General features: G+C 40.8%; 10 protein-coding genes. All 10 read right to left on the bottom strand.

Features of this window, described 5'->3' with window-relative positions:
- On the bottom strand, nucleotides 1-1171 hold a 1171-nt coding region (locus GVV20_RS04190; RefSeq protein WP_250690171.1), incomplete at its 3' end, for a glycine rich domain-containing protein.
- Nucleotides 1172-1439: 268 nt separating this feature from the next.
- Nucleotides 1440-2351 carry a metal ABC transporter substrate-binding protein gene (locus GVV20_RS04185; RefSeq protein WP_159740222.1) on the bottom strand — a complete coding sequence of 304 codons (912 nt, stop codon included), beginning with the start codon at nucleotides 2349-2351 and terminating at the stop codon, nucleotides 1440-1442.
- Nucleotides 2348-3187: a metal ABC transporter permease gene (locus GVV20_RS04180; protein WP_159639325.1), complete on the bottom strand. Its 840-nt coding sequence runs from the start codon at nucleotides 3185-3187 to the stop codon at nucleotides 2348-2350. Before GVV20_RS04180 ends, GVV20_RS04185 begins: the two co-directional genes overlap by 4 nt.
- Nucleotides 3184-3924, bottom strand: coding sequence for a metal ABC transporter ATP-binding protein (locus tag GVV20_RS04175; RefSeq protein ID WP_159740221.1), 741 nt, complete (start codon nucleotides 3922-3924; stop codon nucleotides 3184-3186). Before GVV20_RS04175 ends, GVV20_RS04180 begins: the two co-directional genes overlap by 4 nt.
- 204 nt (nucleotides 3925-4128) lie before the next feature.
- Nucleotides 4129-5052, bottom strand: coding sequence for a dihydroorotate dehydrogenase (locus GVV20_RS04170; RefSeq protein WP_159740220.1), 924 nt, complete (start codon nucleotides 5050-5052; stop codon nucleotides 4129-4131).
- Nucleotides 5049-5804 (bottom strand): dihydroorotate dehydrogenase electron transfer subunit, encoded by a 756-nt coding sequence (locus GVV20_RS04165; RefSeq protein WP_159740224.1) that lies wholly within the window; start codon nucleotides 5802-5804, stop codon nucleotides 5049-5051. The genes GVV20_RS04170 and GVV20_RS04165 overlap by 4 nt, the downstream gene beginning before the upstream one ends.
- Entirely contained in the window at nucleotides 5795-8887 is a 3093-nt protein-coding gene (carB, locus tag GVV20_RS04160; protein ID WP_159740219.1) for a carbamoyl-phosphate synthase large subunit, read from the bottom strand. The genes GVV20_RS04165 and carB overlap by 10 nt, the downstream gene beginning before the upstream one ends.
- Nucleotides 8884-9285 carry a carbamoyl-phosphate synthase domain-containing protein gene (locus tag GVV20_RS04155; RefSeq protein WP_159740218.1) on the bottom strand — a complete coding sequence of 134 codons (402 nt, stop codon included), beginning with the start codon at nucleotides 9283-9285 and terminating at the stop codon, nucleotides 8884-8886. Before GVV20_RS04155 ends, carB begins: the two co-directional genes overlap by 4 nt.
- Nucleotides 9273-10529, bottom strand: coding sequence for a dihydroorotase (locus GVV20_RS04150; RefSeq protein ID WP_159740217.1), 1257 nt, complete (start codon nucleotides 10527-10529; stop codon nucleotides 9273-9275). The genes GVV20_RS04155 and GVV20_RS04150 overlap by 13 nt, the downstream gene beginning before the upstream one ends.
- Complete coding sequence (locus tag GVV20_RS04145) at nucleotides 10530-11405, bottom strand: aspartate carbamoyltransferase catalytic subunit (protein ID WP_159740216.1); 876 nt, start codon at nucleotides 11403-11405, stop codon at nucleotides 10530-10532.
- Between the last annotated feature and the right edge of the window lie 501 nt (nucleotides 11406-11906).

The following is an 11906-nucleotide window of genomic DNA, read 5'->3' as shown; positions in this document are numbered from 1 at the left end:
ACACTTTGCTTGTTTTTCCATCGGCCGAGAAAACCGTCACTGTTTGACTTTGATTTCCCCGTTTGAATTCGAGGTATCCTGTACCCACCACAATCTGACTGAGATGCTGTTTATCAACGGTAATTTCATCTTTAGCCATGTATTCACTGGCTATCGGAATGGTATACTCCGTTACCTCTGGATCAAAGCCATCAATGACTTTTCCATTGATTCGTATCCCTTCAAGATTTGCGGATGATTGCGTATTTTCGCCAAAATAAGTAATTCGGGCATACCCTGAATTTGAATGTCCAATTTCACGAACACCATCGGGACCAAAGAAGCTGACATTTCCAGATAACAGTTCCGTATTAGTGAATTCATACTTCGCATCAGGTGCATAGTTTGAAGGTCGGTAGGACTTATTAATTTTAATGCCATCTTTGATGGTATCGCCCGTTAGGACATAACTTGATCCACCGCCTCCAGCTCCTGTTGTGTTGCGATAGTTGGAAGCACCACCGCCACCATACCATCCACCACCACCGGCTCCGGCTCCATATTCGATAGTACTACCACTACTACTTCCTCCAGAAGCACCCGGTCCAAAGCTTCCGGATATACCACCGCCTCCAGATGCACTTTGGCTTGCTCCTGTACCTAATTGTCCAGACGATCCAGTTCCGTCCATACCAATGACACCACCAGCATAACCACCAGTATAGTTGCGAACACTCGATCCGCCACCGCCGGCGACTAAGATTCGGTTGAAATGACCGGTTCCCCCAACGCGAATATCAGTAGCTCCACCACCATAGGATCCTCCACTAACGTTAGTCCATGCTTTTCCACCACCATTGAAACCTTGAGCGTTAGCGTCGCCAAAACCACCAACCGTTACAAACAGTTCTTCACCAGCTTCGAGATAAACTTCTCCTGCCGTGTAGCCACCTTTTCCACCAGATCCTTGGTGACTGTCGGTACCCCCTTGTGCACCCCAGGCTTCAATTTTATATTTTCCTGCCTTCGGAACCTTAAAGGTCTCCATGGTTCCAGTGTAATCAAAATTGTAGATGTTTTGATTTCCTACAGCAAAGACACGCCACATCGTAAAAATACTTAAAGTAATCAGTACGAGTGCTAACGTAAAAAGAACGATTCGATTCCGCAGTTTATTATTGTTTATTGTCATATTCATCTTCCCTCAAAGTTAAAATACGTTTATAATGTGTTTAAATTTTATATATTGTATGAAATTGTGATATTCCAATGAACATTATATGACTATACTTAATATATATCCATGTTATTATGCAAATAGTTAAGTTTATTTGTATAACTATGATAGAATATTTAGTTTTTGAGGGCATACTTGCTTAAATTGGTTAAAATCTTCTGTAGCAACACTTGCAAAGATTAAATAAAAAAAGGATGTTGATTGAATCAACATCCTTTTCTAATTATTGACTGAGTCCTTCGACAACATGATCAACATTCCATTTAATCATATCAATGTAGTTGTCTCCCTGCTCACCTTTTTTAGCAAGTGAATCGGTAAAGACATTTGAATGAATTCTTACACCTGTTTCACGAGATACCGTTTCCATTGTTTTGGGGCTCACACTTGTTTCAACAAATAACGCAGGTACTTTTTCATCATTGATAATTTGGATAATGCGTGATAGTTGTTCCGGCGTACCTTGGTTATCAGTATTTATTTCCCAGATATATGCAGCTTGTAAGTCATATGCTTTTGAGAAGTACTTAAACGCACCTTCGCTGGTTACCAGTGTTCGGTTATCTAACGGCAATGTAGCGATTTGTTCTTTGGCATACACATCCAATGCTTCAAGTTCTTTTACATAAGCTGCGTGGTTGGCTTCATATGCCTCTTTATTTGTTGGGTCGGCTTTAATCAGTTCTTGTACAATGACGTTTGTGTACTTAATAGCATTTTGCACATCAAACCATGCATGAGGATCCTCTTCAGTTTCTTTTCCTTTTTCTGAAAGGTACATCGGTTGTACATCACGAGTCACTGCGAAGGCTTTATCTTCTTTGTTTGTGACTTTTAAGAGGTCATTAAACCAACCTTTACCAGTTTCCAGATTTAAGCCATTATAGAAAACTAAGTCTGCTTTGGATACTTTATCTGTATCTTTTGGAAGCGGATCATACATATGCGGATCTGTTCCGATTGGTACCATACTGTAGACATCTGCCTTATCACCAGCAATATTCTCTACCATATCCGCAATAATTGAATACGTTGCTACAACTTGTAATTTATCACTTTTTTCAATGCCAGATGCCTGTTGGCATCCAGTTAGCACTACCAGTGCTAGAACTAAACTCACTAATATTTTTTTCATGCTTTAACGCCTCTCTTTATGAAGTTATTTTTAGGGGATGTTAAAAATGCTAGGGCAAACAAAGTCGCTCCCACAAGGACGATTGTTGCTGAAGTAGGAAGGTTATAGTTGAAACTAATGTATGTTCCAACAATTCCGATAATTGCGCCAATAACAGATGCCGAAACAATCATGTGTGATAGTTTATTTGTCCACAAGTATGCAGTCGCTGCTGGAATTACCAACATAGCAATAACAAGGACTACACCAACTTGTGATAGGGAGGAAACTGTTACGATTGACAATAGGAACATCAATAGGTAGTGGTAGAATGTTGTGTTCAATCCATATGCTTTGGAAACAATCGGATCAAATGAGCTAATCAATAATTCTTTGTAGAATAGAACGACAATCACAATCACGCCGACCATGACCCAAAAGGATTGCATCAATTCTGAACTTGGAACTGCAAGAATGTTTCCGAAGAGCACGTGGTTTAAGTCAATACCACTTTGAGCACGTGTGATCAAGATAATACCCAGTGCAAAGAATGTACTTAAGATAATCCCAATCGATGTGTCACTTTTTAGCGTACTACGCGCTGATATGAATTGGATTAAGATGGCTGCTATTAATCCAAATATGGATGCTCCAACAAGCATGTTGATACCTAGCATGTATGATATTGCGACACCTGGTAAAACTGCATGGGAAAGAGCATCTCCCATTAATGCCATTTTTCTTAAAACAATAAAACTTCCAATAATTCCCGATACAACACCTAGAATAATCGCTGAGAGTCCAGCATTAAGGATATAGATCGGAATATTGGTTAATTGCGATAGATATTCGATCATAATGTATCACCTAAACCTTTAATTTCGATACGTCCCAGTGATGAGCCGTATGCTTTCTGAATATTTTCTGTATTAAAGACATCTTTAACATCACCAAATGCGACGAGTTCTTTATTTAGAATCATGAGTTTATCAAAGTATGCTTCGACTTCGTGTAAATCATGGTGAACAACAACCACTGTTTTTCCTTCTGCACGTAGTTCTTTAAGAAGATCCACAATAATGGTTTCGCTGACTAAGTCAATTCCGACAAACGGTTCATCAAGAAAGAACACATCAGCTTGCTGAGCGAGTGCTCGGGCAATAAACACACGTTGTAATTGTCCCCCAGATAAATTACTAATTTGGCGTTTTGCTAAATTGGTAATATCTACCATTTCCATGGCAGCCTTCACGATTTCTCGTTCTTTCTTACCAGGGCGTCTGAATAATTTAATATTCGGGTATGTTCCCGTTAAAACTGTATCCTCGACAGTAATTGGGAAACTAAGATCTACATCACTTTTTTGTGGAACGTATGCAATTTTGGATTGTTTGTTTTTGATTGGTTCCCCGTCAACCGTAACATCTCCTGAACTTGCTTTCACGATATTTAGAAGTGCTTTGATAAATGTTGATTTACCGGCACCGTTTGGTCCAATAATTCCTACAGAATATCCAAATGGTATCTCTACTGAAACATTGGAGAGTGCTGGGTTTCCGAAATAATCAACATTCAAATCTTTAATTTTTATCATAATCTCTCTCCTTTGTAGTTATACAATACCACTTTGTTAAGCGCAATTCAATATATAATTAGGCATACCTAACAAAATATATTATCACACCTTTTCTGATAGCGTTATCATCGTGATAAAATGTCACTTTTCGAAGATTTACTACTTTTCAAAAAGTTTTATAAAAGTTCAATTTCAGTAAATAAAAGGACCCTTTTGGGTCCTCTACTTGAATTTAGAAGCGCGAACTTCTTTAATCAATTGTTCTATTGAATCAATTTTTAGCATTGCCATTCGATCTGGGAGCGCCTCAATTAATTCCGGACAAATCATTGGGTTATGGAGGTTTGCGGTTCCAACTGCGACTGCACTTGCGCCTGCCATAATCATTTCAAGCACATCGTCGACCGTTTCTACACCACCCATCCCGATGATTGGAATGGATACAGCTTGGGAAACTTGATGAATCATGCGAATTGCGATGGGTTTTATCGCAGCACCTGATAAACCACCAGTTCCATTGGCAAGTACCGGTTTTCGCGTTTTTATATCAATTTTCATTGCGGTGAAGGTATTGATCATTGTGATTGCGTCTGCTCCCGCATCTTCAACTGCTTTTGCAATAGCAACAATATCAGTGACATTCGGTGAGAGTTTGACATACACAGGAGCGGTCGCCACAGCTTTGACTTTACGTGTTAAACGCGCCGCAGTCTCAGGATCTGTTCCGAATGCTACCCCTCCTTCTTTAACATTGGGACATGAAATGTTTAATTCGATGGCCTTTACGTTAGGTGCCTCACCAACGCGCTTACAAACTTCAACATATTCTTCTTCCGTCGAACCAGCAACATTGGCAATAAGAGGAACATCAAACGCTTCAAGGAACGTATATTTTTCCTTCATAATAACATCAAGACCCGGATTTTTTAAACCAATCGCATTCATCATTCCACTTGTGGTTTCACAAACACGTGGCAAGTCATTGCCAACGCGCTCTTCTAGCGTTGCAGCTTTTGTCATAATAGCCCCTAACACGCTCAAATCATAGTAGTCCGCGAACTCCTCCCCAAAACCAAATGTCCCACTTGCCGGGATGATTGGATTTTTTAGCATTATCCCTGGTAATTGTACTTCTAATCGATTCATAACTGGATCTCCTTCGCATTAAATACAGGTCCATCTTTACAGACACGGTGCTTTTTATCTTTTGTTTCGCATCCATAGCATGCCCCCATGCCACACGCCATTCTTTCTTCTAAGGACAAGAATACGTTATCATGATGTTCAAATCGTTTTTGAATTGCTTCATTCAATGCATGTGGACCACATGCGTATATCACATCAAATGGCTCCGTATCATCTAGAGCGTCCAAAGCATATCCTTGACGCCCGTAGGTGCCATCATTAGTTGTATACCTCACTTGACCTAGTTGTTTAAACTTAGCTTCATAATAGATATCACCTTGAGTGGTGAATCCAAAGCACATTATTATATTGTTAGTTTTAGTACTTACTTGTTTTGCTAATTCATACAAAGGTGCGACGCCGATACCGCCACCTATAATTAAGACTCTCGAATCTTTTTGAATTGTTTCGGTATCGAATCCGTTGCCAAGCGGACCCATAACATTTATTAAATCTTTAGGTGTGTATGTCGACATTTCTAATGTCCCGTGGCCAACAACACGATACAAAATCACGATTTGATGATGTTTCGTATCAATTGAGGCAATACTTATGGGGCGTCGAAGCGTCTTCGCTTGGTCATGGAGTTTTAAATGAAGAAATTGACCTGCTTTGGATGTTTCTGCGAGTTCTTTACTCTCAAGAATCATTTCATATATGTTATTTGCTATTTCTTGATTTCGAATTATTTTAAGATCTTTTATTATTGCCATCTTCGTTCTCCCAATTCCCAAGGGGTTACGATCTTCGAAGCAATGACGTGTAGCATTGCCTGAGATGTATCCAATGATGTAAAGAGTGGAATGCCTTGTTCCGTTGCAACGCGTCGAATGAGGAAACCATCGGTGATTGTTTGAGATTCACCACTTACAGTGTTAATCACCATTTGAATTTCTTTATTGCGAATTGCCGCAAGAATTCCGTTATCAGATGTCTCTGATAGTTTAGCAATACTCTTAGCAGAAACTTTGTTCTCATTAAAGAACTTCGCTGTACTTTCTGTGGCAATGATTTTATATCCGCGTTGTTGAAGGAAACGGGCTTGCGTAAGTGCCTCTTCCTTATCTGCATCAGCAACGGTAATTAAAACGGTTCCTCGTAATGGAATTGTATGACCACTCGCAACAAACGCTTTATAAAGTGCTTGCGATAGTTCGAAATCCGATCCCATTACCTCACCCGTTGATTTCATTTCAGGACTTAACACGGTATCCACACTTCGAAGTTTCGCAAACGAGAATACCGGTGCTTTAACGTGCACACCTGCTACTTCTTTTTGATATCCGTAGGGTTCAGGGAGCATCTTCCCAAGCATCGCTTCACTCGCGAGTCGTGTCATCGGAATACCTGTGACTTTACTTAAGAACGGAACGGTTCGCGATGCTCGCGGATTTGCTTCAATGACATAGACGGTTTCATCTTGAACAATAAATTGAATGTTAATCAGTCCAATTGTTTCCAGTCCTAACGCAAGGCGTGTTGTGATATTAATGATGTTTTCTTTTAACGTTGCACTGAGTGATTGCGGTGGATACACTGCCATCGAATCGCCTGAGTGAACTCCCGACTTCTCAATGTGTTCCATCATACCGGGAATAATCACATGCGTTCCATCTGAAATGGCATCAACTTCAATTTCGGTTCCATAGATGTAGCGATCAATGAGAATCGGTGATTTAAAACTTAGAGTATCGATGTGTTCAATAAGTGCTGCTTCTGTATGAACAACTTTCATCGATTGACCACCGAGGACAAAACTTGGTCTAACCAGCACCGGATAGCCAATTTCCTGGGCAATTGCAATCAGTCGGTCTTTACTTTGAGCACTGGACCCTAGAGGTTGAGCAATATCAAGTTTTTTGAGTAACTGTTCAAATTGGTGGCGATCCTCGGCTGCATCAATCGCGCGGACTGGAGTCCCGAGAATTTTGACACCTGCTCGCTCAAGTTGTCCTGCGAGGTTGACTGCTGTTTGTCCGCCAAACTGAACAATAACTCCTACAGGTTTTTCGAATTCTATGACCGCCATGACATCTTCAAATGTCAGCGGCTCAAAATACAGTTTATCGGCCAGTTCAAAATCTGTGGAGACGGTTTCGGGATTATTGTTGATGACAATCGCTTCATATCCGTTTGCTTGGATTGCTTTGACACAATGTACTGTTGCGTAATCAAATTCTACGCCTTGGCCAATTCGTATCGGTCCAGATCCTAAGACGACAATGGATGGGTTTGAACTCACCACACTGTCATTATGTTGTTCATACGTACTATAGAAGTATGGTGCTGTTGATACTGCCTTTCCGCCATTGCTATCAATGGCTTTAAAGACAGGTTTATGATTATGGTCTTTGACGACAGTATTGCTAAAACCGTAGCGTTTTTGTTGTAGGGTATCTTCGCTCGCTTCAAGCGCAACAATATGCGCAACTTTGTTTAAGAAGAAACGATCGATGCGTGTCATTTCATAGATTGTTTCCACACTAATCGCACGGCGAAGTAACTCTGCGATATAGAAAATGCGCTCATCTGTTTGAGCAGATAGTCCATCATATAATGATTTTGTATCCACCTCTTGAAGCTTGTCGAGTTTAATATGATGAATGCCAAGTTCAAGCGAGCGGATTGCTTTCAGTAACGCACTTTCGAGATTTCTCCCTAAAGCCATAACTTCACCTGTGGCTTTCATTTGGGTTCCCAGTTTACGGTTTCCACTTAGGAACTTATCAAATGGCCAACGGGGAACTTTAGCGACAACATAATCAACGACCGGTTCGTGGAATGCTGATGTATTCTCAAGAATTGGATGTTCAATTTCGGGTAGTGTCAATCCCACCGCTATTTTCGCCGTCATCTTCGCAATTGGATAACCCGTTGCTTTACTTGCGAGTGCTGAGGATCGCGATACACGTGGATTCACTTCAATCACATAGTATTGTTTGGAGAACGGATCTAAAGCAAATTGTACATTACAGCCCCCTTCTATTTTCAAGGCTTTGAGGATTGAAAATGCTGAGTTGCGAAGCATATCAAGTTCATCCCCGGACAATGTTTGAGCAGGAGCGAAAACTATTGAATCTCCGGTATGTATTCCCACAGGGTCAAAGTTTTCCATAGTACAAATCACCATACAGTTATCATCTTTATCCCGAAGCACTTCGTATTCAATCTCTTTGAATCCCGAAATATCTTGTTCAATCAAACATTGATTTACCGGTGAGAGTAACAGTCCTTGTGTGACAACATCGACCAATGTAGCTTCATCTTCACACCGTCCGCCCCCACTACCGCCCATTGTAAAGGCTGGTCTGACAATAATCGGATAACCGATACGTTGTGCTGCTTGAATTGCTTCGTCAACTTTGTGGACAATCTCACTGGGTGCAATCGGTTCGTCAAGTTCTAACATCAACTGCTTGAACAAGTCCCGATCTTCAGCTTGTTCAATCGCTTCAACACGTGTTCCTAAAAGTGTAATGCCAAACTGTTCAAGGATACCTGTTTTATACAAGGCAACTGCTAAGTTCAAGCCAGTTTGTCCACCGAGGTTCGGAAGAATTGCATCAATCGCTTCATGTTCTAAGATTCGTGTTAGAAATTCCACTGTCAATGGTTCTATATATACTTTATCAGCAACATCCGCGTCCGTCATAATAGTAGCGGGATTGGAATTAACCAAAACGACTTCATATCCCAGTTCTTTTAACGCCAAACATGCTTGTGTTCCCGCATAGTCAAATTCTGCTGCTTGACCAATAACAATTGGTCCTGATCCGATAACTAAAATTCGTTTCATTCCTGTCCCTCTTTCATAACAATGCGTAATGATTTATTCTTGTGTTTCTCAATATGGCGTACTAATGCACGAGTATCCACACCACGAACACCAATCACTTGATACATATCACAATATGATTCTAGTGAAGTTGTTGCTTCATAATGAGCACTATCGCTACTGAGTTCAGAGACAATAATTGCACGGAATGGACTCATACTTTTGGAAAACTTTGATTCGTTTACGCCCTGAATCCCAATTTCCGGATACGTAAAGATAGTAATGTCATTTTCTAGCATCGAGGTATTGTACGTATAAGCATTTTGATCAATCATAAAGGCTCCTGATACATCACCACGCGATCCAAAGCCAAATCCTGCAAATTCTGTATTATCATCAAGTATAATTATGCGTTCCATACGCGTTCTCCTCCAACATAGGTTTGTGTACACATTCCAGTTACTTGTACTCCCAGAAAAGGGGTATTCTGTGATTTTGATTGAATATGTTCAGATGCCAATGTAACCGTATCGGTTATATTAAAGACCGCAATATCAGCAACATCGCCAACCCTTAACTGACACCCTGGTAACCCAAAGATTTCTTGAGGTCGAAGGCTCATCCAGTTTTGTAAGTCTTCATAGGTCGCTTTCCCTGTCTTTACAAAATGTGTAACCATGAGGGGAAAGGCAAATTCGCTCCCAATAATGCCAAAGGGTGCATTTCTAAACCCTGACGCTTTTTCATCCATTGCATGCGGTGCATGGTCGGTCGCAATCATATCAAGCGTTCCGTTATGGAGAGCTTCTAGAAGGTTTATCTGGTCTTTCTCAGAGCGTAACGGTGGATTCATCTTATAATTCGCATTATCTTCCGTGATGTGCATTTCGTTAAGAATTAAATGATGCGGGGTAACTTCGGCAGTGACCTGAGCACCCATTCGCTTCCCAAACGCAATGGCCTCTAAACTTAGGGTATCCGAAACATGACACACGTGATATCTCGCACCTGTATGCTTCGCAATCACCACATCACGCGCAATTTGGGTTGATTCACTCAAACTGCTCATCCCTGGTAACCCTAGCTCTTTATTTCGGATCCCTTCATGCATAACGCCACCATGAAGCACGGATTCATCTTCAGTATGCGCAACAATAAGTGCATCGCGCTCTGCTGCAATTTTCATTGCTTGGTACATAGTATCAGCAGTTTGAACCCCAATGCCGTCATTGGTGTAAGCGATAGCCTTGATTGCATCAAAATCAATCAGCGCCTCACTTTTCAATCCTGTGGTTATGGGTGCATAAGGATAAACATTAACAACTGCGTCGCGCGCAATGATATCACGCACCTGTGTCATCGCTTCAATGGTATCGGGAACAGGATTGGTATTGGGCATCGCACAAATCGTTGTGAAACCACCCGCAGCCGCAGCCATACTTCCACTTTTAATTGTTTCCTTGTGTGTAAACCCTGGTTCGCGAAGGTGCACGTGAACATCCACTAACCCTGGCAAGACAAGTTGACCGCAAAGATCTGTTTCAATATCACCTTGCAAAGCCATACCTATCTCATGAATTTTGCCATTTTCAATCGCAATATCTTGCAATTTCCCATCATTGCCTTTTGTTATTATCCATGCATTTTTTAATATGTGTCTCATTTACCCCTCCATCACTGATTCTAAAATTGCCATACGCATATAAACACCATTCTCCATTTGTCGCACAATCCGTGACTGTGAACATTCCACCAATGCATCTGCAATTTCTACGTTTCGATTAACGGGTGCTGGATGCATAATAATCGCATGGGGTTTCATTCTTTTTTGTCGTTCAAGGCTCAAGCCATAGCTCTCATGGTAACCTTCCGCCGACATGAGCATCACATCATCATGACGTTCAAGTTGGACACGAAGCATCATTACTACATCCGAAATTTCGATCGCAGTCTCAATATCCACATACTCACCCCACTGCAACATGCGTTCGTTGAAATACCATTCGGGACCTACCAGTAACACTCGTGCACCCAATGCCTTTAAGAGTTGCATGTTTGAATGTGCGACACGAGAATGTACCAAATCACCAATGATTGCTACTGTTAGCGATTCAAAGTTTCCAAATTCCTCGTAAATCGTCATCATATCTAAGAGCGATTGTGAGGGATGTGACCCACATCCTGATCCGGCATTCACGATATTGATGCCAAGATTCATGAGTGGTTCGTAGTAGTTATCATCAAAGTGACGAATAACCGCAGTATCAACACCTAATGCTTTCATTGTTAATAAAGAATCGTATAAGGATTCGCCCTTTTGCACTGAACTTGTTTGTACCTCAAAATTAATGATGTGCATTCCTAGGCGATACTGTGCCATCTCAAAACTATGTTTTGTTCGAGTACTGTTTTCGTAGAACATGTTCACAACATGACCGGTGACATGTTTCACTTCACCTTTTTTGTAGGCGATAGCGCGATCAATTAAATGCATAACTTGATTGGAAGATAAATCTTCCACATTGACAAAATGTCCCATTCGTCCCTCCATAAAAAAAGCTTGATCGTATGACCAAGCAAGATGACTTAAAGAAGTGTTCTCGCTTTTGGTCTCTCTGGATCCAATTAAAGTGAAATCACCTGATATATTCTCTGTTTTGGAATAAAGATGTCTTCTTTATTCGCATTTGATTTTTTAGATTGATATCAACTGTCTCTAAGCGATGCATCATCTTAAGCCTCCATCTTTACAAAAAAGAGCCTCTTTCGTACAAGGAAAGAGACTCATCGTGTGATGTTTCTTAAAGTCTTTCCTTGAATGCCTCTCTGGACATTACTTAAAGGATTTTCTGTTAGGAATATCGTAATTTATTTGAAGCGTTAAGTCAAGCAATCACAACCAAAGGTTTACATAAAAACTGTATTAAGTGAACCGCTTGTATCTCGTACGGCGTTCCATGTATAAGTTTTCAAAATTTCTAACGAACTGCTGTGAAGCATTATTACCTTACGAAAGTTTATAAACGCTATGGGCACCAAT

This window comes from Erysipelothrix aquatica, from assembly GCF_009828775.2.
Classification (GTDB): Bacteria; Bacillota_I; Bacilli_A; order Erysipelotrichales; family Erysipelotrichaceae; genus Erysipelothrix; species Erysipelothrix aquatica.
Note: the sequence above shows the minus strand (reverse complement) of the source record. Positions and strands in the feature narration are given on the sequence as shown.

What these genes read in the sequence shown, in the direction of transcription:
- GVV20_RS04185 (WP_159740222.1), bottom strand. Translation starts at nt 2,351, where the DNA reads ATGAAAAAAATATTAGTGAGTTTAGTTCTAGCACTGGTAGTGCTAACT.
- GVV20_RS04180 (WP_159639325.1), bottom strand. Translation starts at nt 3,187, where the DNA reads ATGATCGAATATCTATCGCAATTAACCAATATTCCGATCTATATCCTT.
- GVV20_RS04175 (WP_159740221.1), bottom strand. Translation starts at nt 3,924, where the DNA reads ATGATAAAAATTAAAGATTTGAATGTTGATTATTTCGGAAACCCAGCA.
- GVV20_RS04170 (WP_159740220.1), bottom strand. Translation starts at nt 5,052, where the DNA reads ATGAATCGATTAGAAGTACAATTACCAGGGATAATGCTAAAAAATCCA.
- GVV20_RS04165 (WP_159740224.1), bottom strand. Translation starts at nt 5,804, where the DNA reads ATGGCAATAATAAAAGATCTTAAAATAATTCGAAATCAAGAAATAGCA.
- carB (WP_159740219.1), bottom strand. Translation starts at nt 8,887, where the DNA reads ATGAAACGAATTTTAGTTATCGGATCAGGACCAATTGTTATTGGTCAA.
- GVV20_RS04155 (WP_159740218.1), bottom strand. Translation starts at nt 9,285, where the DNA reads ATGGAACGCATAATTATACTTGATGATAATACAGAATTTGCAGGATTT.
- GVV20_RS04150 (WP_159740217.1), bottom strand. Translation starts at nt 10,529, where the DNA reads ATGAGACACATATTAAAAAATGCATGGATAATAACAAAAGGCAATGAT.
- GVV20_RS04145 (WP_159740216.1), bottom strand. Translation starts at nt 11,405, where the DNA reads ATGGGACATTTTGTCAATGTGGAAGATTTATCTTCCAATCAAGTTATG.